The following is a 17,477-nucleotide window of genomic DNA, read 5'->3' as shown; positions in this document are numbered from 1 at the left end:
GAGCGCGAAGGAGCGGCACGTGAGTGAGCAGCACACCTACCGGGTGATCGTCCGGGGCACCTGGGAGGGGCTGACCGAGGAGGCCCGGTCCCGGCTGCTCGCCGAGGCGGCGGACCACGGGATGGCGAGCATGCGGTTCACCGAGGAGGGTTCGCTGTCGTACGAGCCCGCGCCGCTGAAGCACTTCTCGATGCGGTTCGTCGTGGTGTCCGACGCGGCGGACGGCGAGGAGATGGCGGGCGCGATCGCCGAGGACCGGGCTGAGACGGCGCTGCGCGCGCTGGGCTACGGGTTCCGCGATCTGAGGTCGGCGGTGACGGACCTGGACACGATGAAGATCAACCGGAAGTCACGCTCTCGGCGGTGATGGCCCAGCGCTGGTGGTCACGCCAGGCGCCGTCGATGTGCAGCATCCGCGGTGAGAAGCCCTCCAGGTGGAAGCCGCAGGCACGGGCCAGCGCGATGGAGGCGGCGTTGCCCGGCTGCACGTTGATCTCCAGCCGGTGCAGCCGCATCGGCCCGAAGGCGTACCGCACGACGAGGTCCAGGCCCTCGCGCATCAGCCCCCGCCCGGCCGCGTGGGCGAACGCGCCGTAGCCGAGCGCGCCGCTGAGGAAGCCGCCGTGGACGATGTTGTTGATGTTGACGAACCCGGCGATGGAGCCGCCGTCCGTCGTGCCCGCGTCCTTCTCGCAGATCAGGAACCCGGCCTTGGCGGGATCCTCGATCAGCCGGCCCGCGTAGGCCTCGTACGCCTGGACGCTGTCCGGCGGGAAGAGCCACGGGTGGTGCAGGTCCTTGCTCTCCCTGGCCCGGGCGGTGAACTCGGCGCCGTCCTCGTAGGTGAAGTGTCTGATGCCCACGCGGGGGCCCTCGGCGAGGTGGCGGGACGCGTTGTGCGGCATTCGGCCAGCCTACGACGGTGGGGCGCGGGACGCGGGTCAGCGCAGGGCAGGTTCGTCCAGCGTGAGGGTGCCCGCGTCCGCGTCGAGTTCCGCCGCCACGCCGAACGGTATGGTCAGCGCGCCCTCGCAGTGCCCGAAGCCGAAGTCCTCGACGACCGGCACGCCGAGGCCGCCGAGCCGGTCGGCCAGCATCGGCCGCAGCCGTTCCGGCGGTTCGCACTCCTGCCAGGACCCGAGCAGCACTCCGGCGACCCCGTCGAGCAGGCCGGCCCGCAGCAGCTGGGTGAGGTAGCGGTCCAGGCGGTACGTCTCCTCCCCCACGTCCTCCAGGCACAGCAGCCCGCCGCGCGCGGAGGAGCGGGCGTGCGGGGTGCCCAGTTCGGCGGCGAGCAGGGCGAGGCAGCCGCCGAGGGTGACGCCCCGCGCCCGGCCCGGCACCATGGGCGTACCGCCGGAAGCGATCACGCGGACCGTCTCCGGGGTGAACAGGGTGGCCTTCAGGTGCTCCTGCGCCCGTGCGTTCTTGAGGAAGTCGACCCCGGCGGCCATCGGCCCGTGCAGGGTGACCAGGCCCAGCCTGGTGGCGAACGCCTCGTGCAGCGCCGTGATGTCGCTGAAGCCGACGAAGACCTTCGGCCCGGCCGCGCGCATCGCCTCCCAGTCGAGCAGGTCGGCCATGCGCTGGACGCCGTACCCGCCGCGGGCGCACAGCACGGCGTCGACGGACGGGTCGCACCAGGCGGCCTGGAGGTCGGCGGCCCGGTCGGCGTCGGTGCCGGCGAGGTAGTCGAACGAGGGGTGCCGGTCCAGGACGTGCGGTGCGACGACCGGGTCGAGGTCCCAGCCGCGCAGCACGTCCAGGCCCGCCTCCAGCCGCTCCTCGGGCACGGGCCCGCTGGGCGCGACGACGGCCACCCGGGCGCCGGGGGCGAGCCGGTCCGGCCGGTTCAGGGGCTTCATCGGGTCAGCTCCAGAGCCGGGACGTTCGGCGCGTTCAGGCCGAAGACCTGGGAGTACAGGGAGAGTTCCGCCTCCAGGGCGCGCACCATGGTCTCCGCGCGCCGGAATCCGTGTCCCTCGCCCTCGAAGGCGAGGTACGCGTGCGGCACCCCCCGGCCCGCCATGCGGGCGAGGAACCGCTCGCACTGCACGGGCGGGCAGATCACGTCGTCCAGCCCCTGGAGCAGCAGGAACGGTGCGGTGACCCGGTCGGCGTGGGTGACGGGCGACCGCTCGGCGTACCGGTCGGGCACCTCGGAGTGGGGTCCGATCAGGCTCTCCAGGTACTGCGACTCGAAGTCGTGGGTCCCGCCCGTGGCCCAGCCGGTCAGGTCGAGGACGGGATAGATGACGGTGCCGCAGGCGTAGACGTCGGTGGTGGCCAGGGAGGCGGCGGCGGTCCAGCCGCCCGCGCTGCCGCCCCGCACGGCGAGCCGCTTCCGGTCGGCGGCGCCCTCCTCGGCGAGGGCGAGGGCGACGGCTGCGCAGTCCTCGACGTCGACCACGCCCCACTGCTCGCGCAGCCGGTCGCGGTACTCCCGGCCGTACCCGGTGGAGCCGCCGTAGTTGACCTCCGCGACGCCGATGCCGCGGGAGGTGAAGTAGGCGATCTCCAGGTCCAGGACGAGGGGTGACCGGCTGGTGGGGCCACCGTGCGCCCAGACGACGTACGGCGGCAGCTCGCCCTCCGGGGCACGGCAGCCGGGGTTGTGCGGCGGGTGGACGTGGGCGTGGATCTCGCGGCCGTCGGGACCGGTGAAGGTGCGGCTGCGCGGTTCGGGGTAGTACGCCGGGTCCACGGCGTCCTCGTGCGGGGCGCCGATCACCCGGGCCCGGCCGGTGCGGGTGTCCAGCTCGACCACCTCAAAGGCGCTGCGCGGACTCGCGCCGACGGCCACCACGCGCTCGCCGTGGACGGCGAGCGTCGCGGCGAACTCGGTCCAGGGTCCCACCGCGTCGACGACTTCTCCGGTCTCGGGGTCGAGTATGCCGAGGGCGGTGGCGCCGCGGCCGTGCACGACGGCGATCAGGCCGCTGTCCAGCGGGGCGAACCAGCGCTGCCCGAGCTTCCACAGCGGTCCGCCGAATTCCTCCTGTCGCGCGCACAGCGCCCGTCCGTCGCGGTAGAGGTTCCACCAGCCGGTGCGGTCGGAGGCGTACAGCAGGGCGCCGTCGGGCGCCCAGTCGACCTGGGCGATCGACTCCTCGGGCCCGCCGGCGACGGTCCGGGCGTCCAGGAAGGTGCCGTCGGGGCCGACCTCCGCCACGACCAGCTCGGTGCCGTCCCAGGGCATGCGCGGGTGGTCCCAGCCGAGCCAGGCCGCGCGCCGCCCGTCGGGCGAGAGGCGGGGCCCGGTGACGAACCGGTGGCGCTCGCCGGTGAGTTCGCGCACCGCGGTCCGGTCGTCGGCCGCCGAGCCGTCCAGCGGCACCGCGACGGGGACACGTCGCACGTCGGTGGGCCCCTCGCCGGTGAACTCCTCCAGGACGCACCACACCTCGCCGCGCTCGGGACGGGGCTCCGGCTCGGCCCAGCGCAGTCCGCCGCCCACCGGGGAGACGGGCGTCAACGGACGCGGTTCGCCGCCGCCCGGCCGGTAGGAGTACAGCCGCTGGTCGGCGAAGTTCACGAAGACGACCAGCGGCCCGGCGTCGGTCATGTGCGCGGCCCAGGGCCGGCCGCCGTACTCGAGGACGCGGGTGCGCACGTTCCACGGCGCGGGCAGCACCGGTTCCTCGGTGCCGTCGGGGTACCGCCGCACCAGCGTGCGCCGGCCGCCCTCGGTGGGCCGGGGCGCGGTCCACCACACCTCGTCGCCGACGAAGCCCACGTCGTCCGGCCGTCCGTCGTGCGCGGCGGCGAGGGCCGCGTCGACGGGCGAGGGCCACGATCCGTACGACAGAGTCTGCACCGACTCCCCCACTTCTCCTCCAGTTACTCGTCGGGCGGGCCCGGGGGCCTGTCTGCTAGGCGGTGCGCAGGAACCGGTCGAGGACGCGGACGCCGAAGTGCAGCGCCTCGACGGGAACGCGTTCGTCGACGCCGTGGAACAGGGCCTGGTAGTCGAAGCCCTCGGGCAGCTTCAGCGGCGCGAACCCGTACCCGGTGATCCCCAGCCGGGAGAACTGCTTGGCGTCCGTCCCGCCGGACATGCAGTACGGCACCACGTGCCCCTCCGGGGCGAACTCCTCGACGGCCGCGCGCATCCTGGCGTACGTCGGCGAGTCCACCGGCGCCTGGAGCGCGACCTCGCGGTGGGCGAACTCCCAGGCCACGTCCGGGCCGGTGAGCCGGTCGAGGGTGGCGCGGAACTCGTCCTCGCAGCCGTGCAGGAACCGCCCGTCGACGTACGCGACGGCCTCTCCGGGGATGACGTTGACCTTGTAACCGGCTTCCAGCATGGTCGGGTTGCTGCTGTTGCGGACGGTGGACTCGACCAACTCGGCCGCGGGCCCCAGCTTGTCCAGCAGCGCGTCGACGTCGTGCAGATCGGCCTCGATGCCGTAGACGGCGGCGAGTTCGCTCAGCGCGGCGCGCACGGTCGGGGTCAGGCGCAGCGGCCACTCGTGGTCGCCGATGCGGGTGATCGCCGCGGCGAGGCGGGTGACCGCGTTCTCCCCGTTCACCTTGGACCCGTGGCCGGCCCGCCCGCGCGCGGTGAGCTTGAGCCAGCCCGTGCCCCGCTCACCGGCGGCGATGGGGTAGAACTGCCGCCCGGCGCCGTCGTGGAAGGTGAACGCCCCCGACTCGCTGACGCCCTCGGCGCAGCCCTCGAACAGGCCGGCGTGCCGGTCGGCGAGGAAGCCGGAGCCGTCCTCGGCGCTGGCCTCCTCGTCCGCCGTGAACGCGATCACGATGTCCCGCCGGGGCCGTACTCCCTGCCGGGCCCAGTCGCGCACGACGGCCAGGATCATCGCGTCCATGTTCTTCATGTCGACGGCGCCGCGACCCCACACGACCCCGTCGCGGATCTCCCCGGAGAACGGGTCCACGCTCCAGTCGGCGGCCTCTGCGGGCACCACGTCCAGGTGCCCGTGCACGAGGAGCGCGCCGGCCGACGGGTCGGTGCCCTCGACGCGGGCGACGACGTTGGTCCGGCCCTCGGTCCGCTCCAGCAGCGTGGGCTCGATCCCGGCCTCGGCGAGCCGCGCGGCGGCGTACTCGGCGGCCGGGCGCTCCCGGCAGTCGCCGCCGCCCCGGTTGGTCGTGTCGATCCGGATGAGGTCGGACGTGAACCGCACGACCTCGTCCAGCGCCTGTGCGCCCGTCTGCCCGGACTGCTGCTCAGCCATACTGCTCCTCCACGGCGGCCGAGACGATCGTGGTGACCGCCTTGAAGGTACGGATCGCCTCGAACATGGTGTCGTGGGTGTACGCCACCTTGCGCTCGCCGACACGGGCCACACCCGGCACGACGGTCGAGGCGTCCGCCAGGTGCTCGGCGTCGAACTCCACGGCGACGGTGAAGGGCCCGCCGCTCACCGGTTCATGCCGTACCGCGAGCGCCGCCGCCTCCTTTGCGGCCGCCCGGATGTCGGCGGCGGTCCTGGCCGGCGTACGGCACACGGCGGCATACCGCGACACATGGTCCTTGACCGCGACCTTCAGCGCCTCGGGCGCGTACCCGAGCGCGTCCTCGCAGGCCACGTCGTCCCCGGTGACCAGCACCACCGGCACCCCGTACTCGGCGACGACGTGCGCGTTGAGCAGACCCTCACTGGCCCGTACGTCGTTCAGCCAGACACCGGTGATCTGGTTGGCGAGGTAGGTGTGCGCGAGGACGCCTTCCATGCCGGCGCCCGCGTGGTACCCGATGAAGGCGATGCCGTCCACGTCCCCGTGCTGGACGCCCTCCACCATCGACAGCGCCTTGTGCCGGCCGGTGAGCATCTGCGTCCGCTCGTCGAGCTGCTCCAGGAGCAGGTTGCGCATGGTCCAGTGCGCCTCGTTGACCAGCACCTCGTCGGCCCCGCCGTCGAGGAAGCCCAGCACGGCCGCGTTCACGTCCGAGGTGAACATCGACCGGCACCGCTCCCACTGCGGAGTCCCCGGCAGCACGTCGGCCGGCCAGGTGACACCGGTGGCGCCTTCCATGTCGGCGCTGATGAGGATCTTCATGCTGCGCCACGTTACGCGGTCGTACCGACTCCCAGCCAGGCCTGTGGATAACTCTCACCGGCGCAGACCAATGGCTGGTGGGAGCCCTGGTCACCGTGCCCTGCCCGCCACCACCCAGGTCGACGGCAGCTCGATCCGGGTGCCGTCCGCCGTGTACTCCGTGGAGATCAGCGGGAGTTCACCGCTCGCCAGGACGCTGAGCCCGGCGGCGCGAAGGTACTCGGGCACCGCCTCCTCGGGGACCGAGCCGGGGGTCAGTCCGTGCCGGAGGACGGGGGCGAGTTTCGCGGGCGGGCCCTCGGGCCCCTGCACCAGGTCCATCAGGACCGCCTTGGACTCCTGGGTCGGCTCCACCAGGAAGGCGCGGCCGCGCTCGCCGAGGAGCGCCGCGAGGGCGTCGGCCAGTGGCTGGCGGTCGTCGGGTTCGCACTGGTGCAGGACGCCCCGCACGTAGAGGTTGGCGTCGCCCAGTTCGGCGTGCAGCGTCTCGGCCTCGGCCTTGTCGGTGGCGTCCAGCTGCCGGTAGGCGGCCTGGCCGCCGGGGTCGGCACGGCGGGCGTGGTCGAGGGCGGCGGCGGACAGGTCGGCGCCGACGACGTGCCCGAAGCGCTCGGCGAGGTAGCGGGTCTGGGTGCCGTTGCCGCAGCCGAGGTCGATCATGGGCAGGCCGGGGTCGACGACGTGCGGCTCGAAGTGGGCCAGGTGACGCCCGGCGGTCAGCATCGGCTCCGCGTCCCAGAACACCGCCCCCGGTCCCTCGGGTGCCTCGCTCCAGAAACTCTCCCAGGCGTTCCGGTACCGACTCGTCACGCTCATGCGCGTCTCCCCAGGTGCGACGACGTACGGCCCGTCGGCGGTGACGGGCTCGTACGGTCTACCGCGCCCGGCGTACGGCCACAAGCGCCCCGCGCATTCCTTCACCGGACGTGCGAAGGACTCGGGCTCCCGGCGGCACCGGCGACCGGCCGATCGGACGGCTCAGCGACGCGGCAGCGTCAGTTCGAACCAGACTGTCTTGCCCGCCCTGGTGCGGCTCGCGCCCCATTCGCGGGCGAGGGTGCTGACCACGCGCAGGCCCCGCCCGGTCTCGTCGGCGGGGCCGGCGCCGCTCAGTGCCGGCAGTTCGTGGTCGTCGTCGTCCACCTCGCACAGCAGCGTGTCGGCACGTACCAGGCGCAGTTCCACGGGCCGGGCGTGGGCGTGCCGTACGGCGTTGGTGACGAGTTCGCTGACCATGAGCTCGGTGGCGTCGGCCAGTTTCCCGAGGCCCCAGTCGTGGAGCTGTTCGCGGACGGCCGCGCGGGCCCGGCCGACCTCGGCGGGGTCGCGGGCGAGGCGCCACTCGGCGACCGAGTCGGTGTCGATGCCGCCGAGCCTGGCCATCAGCAGGGCCACGTCGTCCTTGCGGCCGCCGCGCGTGCCCAGCGCGCGGATGATGGTGTCGCAGGCGTCGTCCATGGAGGCGGCCGGGTGGGCGGCGGACTCGCACAGGGTCGCGAGGCCGATGCCGATGTCCTCGCCGCGCACCTCCACCAGGCCGTCGGTGCACATCACCAGCCGGTCGCCCGGCGCCACCGGCACCCGCACCGCCTCGAAGGGCACCCCGCCGACGCCGATGGGCGCCCCCGTGGGCAGGTCGATCAGCTCGCTGCCGCCGTCCGCCGCACGGACCAGGACGGGCGGGATGTGGCCCGCGTTGGCGAGGTTCAGTTCACCGGCGATGGGGTCGTAGACGGCGTAGAGGCAGGTCGCCAGGTAGGTGTCGCCGAGCCGCTGGGCGAGGTCGTCGAGGTTGCGCAGCAGCTGTGCGGGAGGCAGGTCGAGCCCGGCCATGGTCTGCACGGCGGTGCGCAACTGGCCCATCATGGCGGCGGAGTTGAGTCCGTGGCCCATGACGTCGCCGACGACGAGGGCGGTGCGGGCGCCGGGCAGCTTCACCGCGTCGAACCAGTCGCCGCCGACCCGGCCCAGGAGGGTGCCGGGCAGGTAGCGGGTGGAGATGTCGCAGCCGGCCATGCGCGCGGGGATGTGCGGCAGCATGCTGTCCTGGAGCGTCTCGGCGACGTTCTCCTGGTACGTGTACATGCGCGCGTTGTCGAGCACGAGTCCCGCGCGGGCGGCGAGTTCGGCGCCGGTGACGCGGTCCATGTCGTTGAAGACGGGGCGCTCCGGGTGGCGCAGCAGGATCATGAACCCGAGGACGACGGTGCGCGCCTTCAGGGGCACCAGCAGCATCGAGCGGCCGGTGATGAGCGGCCTGATGTCCCGCTTCTCGAACTGCGAGGCGATGGCGTGGCCCATCTCCTCGGTGATGCGGGGCACGAGGACCGGCTCGCCGCTGGTCATGCACTGGAAGAAGGGGGTGTGCGCCGGGAACGGCATGGCCTCGCCGACCGGTACGACGTCGTCCCAGCGGCCGGGTTCGTCGGTGTGTTCCAGGGCCACCCGGTGCCACATCGTGGTGGTGTCCGGCACGCCGTCGGGGAAGCCCTCACCGGCGACGATCTGTTCGCGCAGATAGGTACCGGCGACGTCGGTGAAGCGGGGGACGACGGCCCGGCTCACCTCGACGATGGTCCGCGAGAGGTCGAGGGAGGTGCCGATCCGCCCGCTGACCTCGTTGAGGAATTCCAGGCGTTCGCGGACGGCGGCGTACTCCAGGTCCTCGGCCTCGTCGCGCAGGTCGTCCGGCACCGGTTCGCCGGCCGCGAGCGCCCGTGCCGCCCGCTCCCGCCGCGCTCTGCGCTCGGCGCGCCGGGGCACGCCCCAGTCGGGGGTGACGGGCACCCGGTCGTTCTGGCTGAACTCGAGGACCGGGTAGCCCAGTTCGAGGACCTGGGCGACTATGCGGGCGCTCTCACCGACGCTCATGCTGGGCAGGATCTCGGGGAGGCGGCGGGCGAGTTCGTCGGCGCCGGGGAAGTCGGTGTGCAGGGCGAAGCCGGGGGCGATCCGCTCGACGGTCGTCGCCGTGGCACCGCGGCCGGCGTTCTCTGGGGCGTGCTCCCGGCTCAGGGCGTCCGCGTCGGCCGCCAGCACGAGCAGGCGCTCGGGGCCCGGACCGACCAGGGGGTACGCCCACCAGAGCACGTCGACCCGGTCGTCGTCCGGCACGGTCAGGCGGGCGCGGCCCGCCGCCGGGTAGGAGAGCCCTCCGTCGAGGGAGGATTCCAGGTCCGGTCCGAGCCCGTCGCAGTCCGCGTGGCTGTCGTGGTCGCCGGCGTCGTCGGTCCCGGGCAGCACGCCCGAGACGGGCAGCAGGTCGGCGGCGGGCCGGCCGATCGCCTCCTCCTTGGGCAGGGCGAACAGTCGCCGCGCGCCGCGGCTCCAGTGGGAGACCAGCCCGTCGCGGTCCACCACGACCACGGCCAGCGGGACACGGCCCGCCATGGGGTCGCCCGACACGGCGCGGGGTCCGGCTCCGCGGCCGGGAGGTGCGTCCCGCTCGGTGCCATGGTCCATGGCGTCAGGCCCTTTCTCCCACGGCTCCCATGATCTGTGTCACCGTCAGCCACGGTACGGCGGTGGCCGGTGGCCGTGTGCGGCAACGGGGGAATTGGTGGCACGCGAGCACACCGGCGCGCGTGCGCGCGCCGGTGTCCGGTCTCAGTCCTCGTGCCCGAGCTGGAGGTCGCGTTCGGTACGGCCGCCGCCGGCCACCTGGAGCACGGTGGCGACGGGCGGGTAGCCGGCTGCGATGACGGTGTACTCGCCGGACGACAGGTCGACGAACCGGAAGGTGCCGTCCGGGCCGGTGGTCAGGGTGTCCACCACGTTGCCGGCCGCGTCGAGGAGCGTCACGCGCGCGTCCTCGACGACCCGTCCGGCACTGGCGCGCACGGTGCCGCGCAGCACGGCACCACCGGCCAGCTCGACGTCCTGCCGGGTCTCCCGCGCGGCCTGGACGCTGACCGGCAGCGCGGCCGGGCGGAAGGCGGGGGCGCTGGCGGCGAGGGTGTACTCGCCGGCCACCAGCTCGGTGATGACGTAGCCGCCCTCCCGGCCGCTGCGGGTGGTGGAGACGACCTCGCCGTGGACGTTGGTGAGGGTGACGATGGCGTCGCGCACGGGGCTGCCGTCGGCGGTGAGCACGCTGCCGGCGAGGCGGCCGGCGCCGCCGAGGACGACGTCGAGTTCCACGGGGCGTTCGCCGACGGTCACGGAGACCGCCTGCGGCTGGTGGCCGCCGGCCGCCGCGATCAGGACGTACGACCCGGAGCCGGGCGTGGCCAACGCGTACCGTCCGTCGTCGCCGCTGGCTCCCCGGCCGATCTGCTGACCGCCGACGTCGATGAGGGTGAGCGCCGCGCGGGGGACGACGGTGCCGTCGGGGTGCTGCACGGTGCCGCAGACCGGGATGCCGGCGGCGTACGGCGACCGGGCCTGCGGGACGGGGGCGACGGGCTGCGCGGTCTGAGCGGTTTCCTGCTCGGTGACGGGGGCGTTGTGGGACACCAGGGGTTTCTCCTTGAGGAAGAAGGCGATGAGCAGCCCGAGGACGAGCACCGGCACCAGGTAGAGGAAGATCCGCGGCATGGCGTCGGCGTACGCCCCGATGTAGGCGTCGCGCAGCGCCGGGGGCAGGGAGTGGACGAGCTGTGGGGTGATGGCCTCGGCGTCGGGGAGTCCGGCGCCCGCCTCGGCGGGGACGCGCTCGGCCAGGGAGTCGGTGAGGCGGTCGGCGAACAGGGTCCCGAAGATCGCCGCGCCGACGCTGCCGCCGATCTGCCGGAAGTAGTTGTTGGCGCTGGTGGCGGTGCCGAGGTCGGCGGGGCGTACGGAGTTCTGCACGGCGAGGATCAGGACGGGCATCACCATGCCGATGCCGGCGCCGAGGACGGCCATCCAGATGCTGTACTGCAGCCGGGGCGTGTCGGCGTCGAGCCGGGACAGCAGCCACATGCCGACGACGGACAGGGCGCTGCCGAGGATCGGGTGGGACCGGTAGTGCCCGGTGCGGCTGATGAGCTGTCCGGAGATGATCGAGGTGCCGACGATGCCGCCCATCATCGGCAGCATCAGCAGACCGGACTCGGTGGCGGTGGCGCCGTCGACCATCTGGAGGAAGGTCGGCAGGTAGCTGGCGGCGCCGAACAGGGCGATGCCGATGACGAGGCCCACCAGGCCGGTGACGTTGAAGACGGAGTCACGGAACAGGCGCAGCGGGATCAGTGGTTCGGGCGCGAAGTGTTCGGCGATCAGGAAGAGGACGGTGGCGGCGACCGCTCCGGCGGCGAGGCCGAGGATGACCTTCGAGCCCCACTCGTACTCGGTGCCGCCCCAACTGGTCAGCAGCACCAGGCAGGTGGACGCGGCGGCGAGCAGCAGCGCGCCGAGGATGTCGAGGCGGGGCTTGGCCGTCGGCCTGGGCAGCTTCAGGACCACGGCCACGACGGCCATGGTGACCAGCCCGAAGGGGACGTTGATGTAGAAGCACCAGCGCCAGGAGAGGTGGTCGGTGAAGTAGCCGCCCAGCAGGGGGCCGGCGACCGAGGCCAGGCCGAAGGCGGCGCCGATCAGGCCCATGAACCGGCCGCGCTCGCGGGGCGGCACGATGTCCGCGATGATCGCCTGCACGCCGATCATCAGGCCGCCCGCGCCGACACCCTGCACCGCGCGGAAGGCGATCAGCTGGTCCATGGTCTGGGCCCGGCCGGCGAGCGCCGAGCCGGCGATGAACACCAGGATCGCGAACTGGAAGACGCCCTTGCGGCCGAAGAGGTCGCCGAGCTTGCCGTAGATCGGCAGGCCGACGGTGGAGGTGAGCAGGTAGGCGGTGATCGCCCAGGACATCTTGTCCAGGCCGTGCAGCTCGCCGACGATCTTCGGCAGCGCGGTGGCGACGATCATCTGCTCGAGCGCGGCGAGCAGCAGCGCCAGCATCAGCCCGACGAAGACCAGCCGCACCCGGCGCGGGCTCAGCCCGGCTCCGGGCGCCGGGTCGGGTGCGGGTGGCTCGGGGGGCGTCGGTGGTGCGGTGACCGGTTCGTCCTGCACCAGAGTGATCCCGCCCATGTTCCGCTCCCCTCGTCACACCTGCTCACAATTGCCGCCTGATGCGGCAACTGCGAACAAGTGCGACGAGTTACGGAAGTGCGGTGGTTTCGGGCGGAGATCACTCGAACCGGTGAGGCGGCCAACGGCCGTCCGGGGCTTGGCCTTTGGCCGTTTCCGGCCGAGGCCCCGGGTCGGCTACTTCTCGACCTCGGCCGCGAGCTTGGCGAGCATGGCGTCGTAGATGCGGGCGAGCCCCTTGGGCGCGAAGGTCTTCTCGAAGAAGCCGCCGATCCCGCCGGCGCCCTGCCAGGTGGTGAGGACGACCACCCGGGACTTGCCCTCACCCGCCGGCGTGACCCGCCAGGTGGTGACCATGGAGGAGTTGCGGTCCTTCTCCACCAGCTCGCCGTCGGACGGCTCGGTGACCTCCAGCAGGCAGTCGCGGACGCGCTTGCTGGTGGCCTGGAGCTTCCAGTGCACGAGGGTGCCCTCGCCGTCGCCGCCCTCGCGGACCTCGTACTCGCTGAAGTGCTCGGGCAGCAGCTTCGCGCGGGTGCCGCTGTAGTCGGCGAGGGTGTCGAACACCGTCTCCGCGTCCGCCGCGACGATCCGCTCCGTCTCCGCCTCGACCTGCGCCATCGGGTTCCTCCAGGGCCTGGTTCTCGGGGTCGGGGCAAGCCAACCACCCCGCCGCCCGGCCACCAAATCGGGGGGCGCGAAGCGGCCCCGTGCGACGGGCCCCGCGGCCGCGGGACGACTGGTCCGCACGATCAAGGGAACATGTGTTCTATTGTGGCGTTCGCAGCACTATCGAGGAGGCGCCATGCGCTGGGAGAACCTCACGGACTCCGATCACGCCCGGGCCGCCGACCCCGCACTGTTCGGCGCGGACGCGGTCACCACCCGTACCTTCGACACGCCCGAGTTCCGGGGCATCACCTTCCACGAGGTGCGGGCCCGCTCGATCCTCAACCGGGTGCCGGGCGCCTCCCGCATGCCGTTCGAATGGACGGTGAACCCCTATCGGGGCTGCACGCACGCGTGCGTGTATTGCTTCGCCCGCAAGACGCACAGCTACCTGGACCTCGACACCGGCCTCGGCTTCGACTCCCAGATCGTCGTCAAGGTGAACGCGCCGGAGCTGCTGCGGCGCCAGCTGGCCTCGCGACGCTGGCAGGGGGAGCACGTCGCGATGGGCACCAACGTCGACTGCTACCAGCGCGCGGAGGGCCGCTACCGGCTGATGCCGGGGATCATCGAGGCACTCACCGAGCGGGCGAACCCCTTCTCCATCCTCACCAAGGGCACGCTGATCCTGCGCGACCTGGAGGCGCTGACGCGCGCCGCGCGGGTGACGGATGTGGGGATCTCCGTCTCGGTCGGCTTCACCGATCCCGAGCTGTGGCGCACCGTCGAGCCGGGCACGCCCGCGCCGGAGCGCCGCCTGGAGGTCGTGCGGACCCTCGGCGAACACGGGATCGGCTGCGGGGTGCTGATGGCGCCGGTCATCCCGTTCCTCGGCGACGAGCCCGCCCAACTGCGCGCGACGGTACGGGCGATCGCGGCCGCCGGCGCCACCTCGGTGACACCCCTGGTGCTGCATCTGCGGCCGGGCGCGCGGGAATGGTTCATGGCCTGGCTCGGCCGGCACCACCCGCATCTGGTACGCCGCTACGAGCGGCTCTACGCGGAGGGCGCCTACGCCCCGCGGTGGTACCAGCGCCGGATCACGCGCCAGGTGCACGAACTGGCTCAGGAGTACGGCGTCGGCCCCACGCGCGCGGGGATGCCACGGCGGATCGCGGAGCCGCAGGTGGCACCCGCTCCGAGTGAGCCGGTCGAACCGGTGCAACTTTCGCTCATCTGAGGCGGCTTGTCCGAGCCCCGCCGAGCCCTGAGAGCATTCGAGGGCACCTACCGGCCCAATTGGGTCAAGTATGAACAGAACGCGTTCGTCCGGCGACGCTTCCCGGGACGATGAACGCCATGAGACAACGCGCAGCCGCGCTGTGCGGCGCCGTCGTGATCGCCGCCGCGACGGCCGTTCCCGCCGAGGCGAGCGCGCCGCTCCCCGGGGCGGCCCCGGGCGCCGCGGCACTCGACTGGAGGAAGTGCGGCACGTCCGAGTATCCGACGCTCCAGTGCGCGTCCCTCTCGGTGCCGCTGGACCACGCCCGTCCGGAAGGGAGGCGGATCACGCTGGCGCTGTCCCGCGTCCCGCACACCTCCCGGAAGTACCAGGGGCCGTTGATGGTCAACCCCGGCGGGCCCGGCGGCAGCGGGCTGACGCTCGCCGGGTTCGTGGCGTCCTCGCTGCCCGCGGAGGTGGCCGCCCAGTACGACGTCATCGGCTTCGACCCGCGCGGCGTGGGCGGGAGCGAGCCCGCCCTGAACTGCCGACCGGGCCACTTCGCCCCGGTGCGGCCCGACTCCCTGCCGGCCACCCCGGCCGTCGAGCAGGCCAACCTCGCCCGCGCGAAGTCCTTCGCCGAGGCGTGCGGCGAGAAGTACGGGGACGTGCTGCCGCACATCGACACGGTGAGCGCCGCGCGGGACGTGGACGCCGTCCGCGCGGCGCTCGGCGCCTCGAAGGTGAACTACTTCGGCTACTCGTACGGCACCTACCTGGGCGCCGTCTACGCCAAGCTGTACCCGGACCGGGTCCGGCGCCTGGTCCTGGACTCCGTCGTCGACCCGACCGACGTGTGGCACGACGCCAACCTCAACCAGGACCTCGCCTTCGACGACCGCCACCGCGCCTTCCTGGCCTGGGTCGCGGAGCACGACGCGACGTACGGGCTGGGCACCGACCCGGAGCGGGTGGAGGCGGCCTGGTACGACATGCGGACGGCGCTGGCGAAGGAGCCGGCGGGCGGGAAGGTGGGTGCCTCCGAACTCGAGGACACCTTCATCCCCGGCGGCTACTACAACGGCTACTGGCCCTATCTGGCGGAGGCGTTCGCCGCGTACGCGAACGACGCGGACACCGGCCCGCTGGTCGAGGCGTACGAGGACTTCGCCGCCGTGGACGCCGCCGGGGAGAACGGCTACAGCGTCTACACCTCGGTGCTGTGCCGCGACGCCGGCTGGCCGCGGGACTGGGACGAGTGGCGCGACGCCAACTGGACGGTGCACGAGAAGGCACCCTTCATGGCGTGGAACAACGCCTGGTACAACGCGCCGTGCGCGTTCTGGCCCACGGGGTCGCGACGGCCGGTGGACGTCGCCAACGACGAGGTGCCGCCGGCCCTGCTGTTCCAGGCGACCGACGACGCGGCCACCCCGTACGGGGGCGGCGTCACGGTGCACCGCCTGTTGCGCGGTTCGAGCCTGGTCGTCGAGGAGGGCGGCGGGAACCACGGCATCACGCTGAGCGGGAACACGTGCCTGGACCGGCATCTGGCCGCCTACTTGGCCGACGGCACCGTGCCCAGCGGTACCGGGACCGGCGAGGCGGACGCGGTCTGCGGAGCGCTGCCGGACCCGAAGCCGCTGGAGTCGAAGGCGGCGTCGACGTCCTCGCGGGGATCGACGCTGCACGGGCTGCTCGGATTCCGGAGTTAGGACCGGGCGTTGTCAGTGCCATGGTTCACCATGGACGCATGAGTGAGCTGACCAGGATTCCCGCCCCCGACGGCGTCGCGCCCGCCGCCCAGTACACCCATGTCGTCCTCGGCACCGGGCGGTTCGTGGCCGTCTCCGGCCAGCTCGCGCTGGACGAGGACGGCAAGCCGGTCGGCGAGGGCGACGCGGAGGCCCAGGCCCGCCAGGTCTTCGAGAATCTGCGCCGGTGCCTGGCGGCGGCCGGTGCGACCTTCGACGACGTGGTGAAGCTGACCTTCTTCGTCACGGACATGGCGCACATGTCCGCGATCCGGGCGGCACGCGCCGAGCACATACCCGACGACCGCCTGCCCGCCGCCTCGGCCGTGCAGGTCGCCGCGCTGGTCCGGCCGGAGTTCCTGATGGAGATCGAGGCGTTCGCGGTCGTGTCCCCGTGAGCGGGCCGCTGGTGCGGCCGATGACGGCCGACGACTGCGGGCACGTGTCCGACATCCGCATCCGGGGCTGGCGGACCGCCTATCGCGGTCTGATGCCGCAGTCCTACCTCGACGGTCTCGACGTCGCCGAGGACGCCGAGCGGCGCCGCGCGCTCTTCGCCCGGACCCCGGTCGGCACGGTGAACCTCGTCGCCGAGGACGACGACGGCAAGGTCGTCGGCTGGGCCTGCCACGGCCCGTACCGGGACGGTGAATCGCTCACCGAGGACGCGGAGTTGTACGCGCTCTACGTCGACGCGGCACGCTTCGGCACCGGTATCGGGCGGGCGCTGCTCCAGGAGTCGGTGCGCGCGTGCGCGGAGGCCGGGCGGAGACGCATGCTCCTGTGGGTGGTCGAGGGCAACGCCCGCGCCCGGCGCTTCTACGAGCGGGCGGGTTTCCGCGCGGACGGCGCCGAGGAGCCCTTCGAGGTGGCGGGGGCCGTGGTGCCCGAGGTGCGGTACGCCAGGGCCCTGACCGGCTGACGGCTCATCGCCGCCGAGGCCCGGCCCATGGGCATCCACCACCCGTCCGGCCCATGGACATCCACCACCGGGACCGGCCCCATGGACGTCCACCGCCGGACGACGGTCACCGCTGCCCGGGAATCCGCGCCAGCGCCCGCACCGCGGCCTGGGCCAGCGCCGGGTGGGCCAGGGCGTCGTTCAGGACGGGCGCGGCCCGGTCGTCGCCCAGCGCGCCGAGTCCCTCGACGCAGGCGAGCGCCACGCGCCGGTACGGGTCGTGCGGGCGCAGCCGCCGCTCCAGCGTGGTGACGAGGGCGGGCACCGCCTCGGGCGCCCGCAGTTCGACCAGCAGCCGCACCGGGTGCAGGGCGTAGGCGACCCGGAGTTCGTTGGTGGCGAGGGCGGCGGCGGCGCGGGCGGTGCGGGGGTCGCCGAGACGGGCGAGGGCGTGGGCGGCGGAAGCGCAGCGCGGCGGGTCGCGGTGGTTCAGAAGCAGCACGAGGGACTCGAAGGCCCGCCGGTCCCCCGCCACGCCCAGCCGGAACGCGGCCAGTTCGCGTGCCCAGAGAGGCTGTCCCGGCTCGGTGAGCACGGCGGCCAGCTCGTCCAGGTCCCCGGTCGCCGTCAGACGGTCGCAGGCCTCCGGGGCCCCCGGCGCGCCCGATGCCGCCGCCTCCGCCCGTAAACGCTCCGTGAGCGTTCGCAACTCTTCGTCCATGACACCGAGGTTAGAGGCGTCACAGCGCGTGTGGGACCTACATCACGAACACCGGGGGCTGGCGCGCTCGTTACCCGCGGGTTAATCTCAAACGAGCGAGTCACCCACTCGCGATTCCTCACGCCGGTCTGGTGACGCGGCCGGTGTGAGAGCAGAGCAGTCGGTTCGGTACCGGATGTTCGGGTACCGCAGTGCGACTCGGCCTCGGGACAGGGCCGGTCGGCAACCGCC

At 73.1% G+C, this 17,477-nt stretch carries 15 protein-coding genes; 5 read left to right on the top strand and 10 right to left on the bottom strand.

The features are described 5' to 3' along the window. Window positions 1-19 precede the first annotated feature (19 nt). Window positions 20-367: a DUF6204 family protein gene (locus tag ACLIN4_RS29250; protein ID WP_100045516.1), complete on the top strand. Its 348-nt coding sequence runs from the start codon at window positions 20-22 to the stop codon at window positions 365-367. Here ACLIN4_RS29250 and ACLIN4_RS29245 read toward each other — a convergent pair. From ACLIN4_RS29245 to ACLIN4_RS29205, 9 genes are all read right to left on the bottom strand, one after another. Further along, a complete protein-coding gene (locus ACLIN4_RS29245) occupies window positions 339-905 on the bottom strand; it encodes a GNAT family N-acetyltransferase (protein ID WP_107479202.1) in 567 nt (188 codons plus the stop codon). The two genes, ACLIN4_RS29250 and ACLIN4_RS29245, sit on opposite strands and share 29 nt — an antisense overlap. A 36-nt stretch (window positions 906-941) precedes the next feature. Continuing rightward, a complete protein-coding gene (locus tag ACLIN4_RS29240) occupies window positions 942-1,865 on the bottom strand; it encodes a S66 peptidase family protein (protein ID WP_289907499.1) in 924 nt (307 codons plus the stop codon). Then, a complete protein-coding gene (locus tag ACLIN4_RS29235; protein WP_290012220.1) occupies window positions 1,862-3,817 on the bottom strand; it encodes a S9 family peptidase in 1,956 nt (651 codons plus the stop codon). Before ACLIN4_RS29235 ends, ACLIN4_RS29240 begins: the two co-directional genes overlap by 4 nt. Window positions 3,818-3,872: 55 nt before the next feature. Next, a complete protein-coding gene (locus tag ACLIN4_RS29230) occupies window positions 3,873-5,198 on the bottom strand; it encodes a M20/M25/M40 family metallo-hydrolase (RefSeq protein ID WP_411576400.1) in 1,326 nt (441 codons plus the stop codon). Next, complete coding sequence (locus ACLIN4_RS29225; protein WP_100045521.1) at window positions 5,191-6,024, bottom strand: M55 family metallopeptidase; 834 nt, start codon at window positions 6,022-6,024, stop codon at window positions 5,191-5,193. Before ACLIN4_RS29225 ends, ACLIN4_RS29230 begins: the two co-directional genes overlap by 8 nt. Before the next feature lie 90 nt (window positions 6,025-6,114). Next, window positions 6,115-6,840 (bottom strand): class I SAM-dependent methyltransferase, encoded by a 726-nt coding sequence (locus tag ACLIN4_RS29220; protein ID WP_100045552.1) that lies wholly within the window; start codon window positions 6,838-6,840, stop codon window positions 6,115-6,117. 162 nt (window positions 6,841-7,002) lie between these two features. After that, the gene (locus tag ACLIN4_RS29215; RefSeq protein ID WP_411576399.1) at window positions 7,003-9,486 is read right to left on the bottom strand and encodes a SpoIIE family protein phosphatase; all 2,484 of its coding nucleotides are present in this window, start codon (window positions 9,484-9,486) and stop codon (window positions 7,003-7,005) included. Between the two features lie 144 nt (window positions 9,487-9,630). Further along, entirely contained in the window at window positions 9,631-12,039 is a 2,409-nt protein-coding gene (locus tag ACLIN4_RS29210) for an MFS transporter (RefSeq protein ID WP_411576398.1), read from the bottom strand. 177 nt (window positions 12,040-12,216) lie between these two features. After that, window positions 12,217-12,660 (bottom strand): SRPBCC family protein, encoded by a 444-nt coding sequence (locus ACLIN4_RS29205; RefSeq protein ID WP_100045523.1) that lies wholly within the window; start codon window positions 12,658-12,660, stop codon window positions 12,217-12,219. A 184-nt stretch (window positions 12,661-12,844) separates the two neighbouring features. Here ACLIN4_RS29205 and ACLIN4_RS29200 point away from each other — a divergent pair, with 184 nt between their 5' ends. The 4 genes from ACLIN4_RS29200 (at window position 12,845) to ACLIN4_RS29185 (ending at window position 16,546) form a co-directional block, all read left to right on the top strand. Then, on the top strand, window positions 12,845-13,888 hold the full coding sequence (locus ACLIN4_RS29200) for an Rv2578c family radical SAM protein (RefSeq protein ID WP_289907485.1): 1,044 nt from the start codon (window positions 12,845-12,847) through the stop codon (window positions 13,886-13,888). 119 nt (window positions 13,889-14,007) lie between these two features. Continuing rightward, a complete protein-coding gene (locus ACLIN4_RS29195; RefSeq protein WP_290012217.1) occupies window positions 14,008-15,585 on the top strand; it encodes an alpha/beta hydrolase in 1,578 nt (525 codons plus the stop codon). Between the two features lie 38 nt (window positions 15,586-15,623). Next, entirely contained in the window at window positions 15,624-16,022 is a 399-nt protein-coding gene (locus ACLIN4_RS29190) for a RidA family protein (RefSeq protein WP_107478526.1), read from the top strand. A gap of 20 nt (window positions 16,023-16,042) precedes the next feature. Next, window positions 16,043-16,546, top strand: a complete 504-nt coding sequence (locus tag ACLIN4_RS29185) for a GNAT family N-acetyltransferase (protein WP_289907481.1) — start codon at window positions 16,043-16,045, stop codon at window positions 16,544-16,546. A 106-nt stretch (window positions 16,547-16,652) separates the two neighbouring features. Here the strand turns inward: ACLIN4_RS29185 and ACLIN4_RS29180 are convergent, their stop codons facing one another. After that, window positions 16,653-17,246 (bottom strand): adenylosuccinate lyase, encoded by a 594-nt coding sequence (locus ACLIN4_RS29180; protein WP_107478525.1) that lies wholly within the window; start codon window positions 17,244-17,246, stop codon window positions 16,653-16,655. Between the last annotated feature and the right edge of the window lie 231 nt (window positions 17,247-17,477).

The organism is Streptomyces mutabilis (assembly GCF_046628145.1).
In the GTDB taxonomy this organism is placed as follows: domain Bacteria; phylum Actinomycetota; class Actinomycetes; order Streptomycetales; family Streptomycetaceae; genus Streptomyces; species Streptomyces mutabilis.
The sequence above is the reverse complement of the archived record's forward strand: the minus strand, read 5'-3'. Positions and strand labels throughout refer to the sequence as shown.

Excerpts from the sequence above, each read along its gene's own strand:
- ACLIN4_RS29190 (WP_107478526.1), top strand. The coding sequence starts at position 15,624 with ATGAGTGAGCTGACCAGGATTCCCGCCCCCGACGGCGTCGCGCCCGCC.
- ACLIN4_RS29210 (WP_411576398.1), bottom strand. The coding sequence starts at position 12,039 with ATGGGCGGGATCACTCTGGTGCAGGACGAACCGGTCACCGCACCACCG.
- ACLIN4_RS29180 (WP_107478525.1), bottom strand. The coding sequence starts at position 17,246 with ATGGACGAAGAGTTGCGAACGCTCACGGAGCGTTTACGGGCGGAGGCG.
- ACLIN4_RS29205 (WP_100045523.1), bottom strand. The coding sequence starts at position 12,660 with ATGGCGCAGGTCGAGGCGGAGACGGAGCGGATCGTCGCGGCGGACGCG.
- ACLIN4_RS29200 (WP_289907485.1), top strand. The coding sequence starts at position 12,845 with ATGCGCTGGGAGAACCTCACGGACTCCGATCACGCCCGGGCCGCCGAC.
- ACLIN4_RS29225 (WP_100045521.1), bottom strand. The coding sequence starts at position 6,024 with ATGAAGATCCTCATCAGCGCCGACATGGAAGGCGCCACCGGTGTCACC.
- ACLIN4_RS29215 (WP_411576399.1), bottom strand. The coding sequence starts at position 9,486 with ATGGACCATGGCACCGAGCGGGACGCACCTCCCGGCCGCGGAGCCGGA.
- ACLIN4_RS29245 (WP_107479202.1), bottom strand. The coding sequence starts at position 905 with ATGCCGCACAACGCGTCCCGCCACCTCGCCGAGGGCCCCCGCGTGGGC.
- ACLIN4_RS29195 (WP_290012217.1), top strand. The coding sequence starts at position 14,008 with ATGAGACAACGCGCAGCCGCGCTGTGCGGCGCCGTCGTGATCGCCGCC.
- ACLIN4_RS29230 (WP_411576400.1), bottom strand. The coding sequence starts at position 5,198 with ATGGCTGAGCAGCAGTCCGGGCAGACGGGCGCACAGGCGCTGGACGAG.
- ACLIN4_RS29240 (WP_289907499.1), bottom strand. The coding sequence starts at position 1,865 with ATGAAGCCCCTGAACCGGCCGGACCGGCTCGCCCCCGGCGCCCGGGTG.
- ACLIN4_RS29185 (WP_289907481.1), top strand. The coding sequence starts at position 16,043 with ATGACGGCCGACGACTGCGGGCACGTGTCCGACATCCGCATCCGGGGC.
- ACLIN4_RS29220 (WP_100045552.1), bottom strand. The coding sequence starts at position 6,840 with ATGAGCGTGACGAGTCGGTACCGGAACGCCTGGGAGAGTTTCTGGAGC.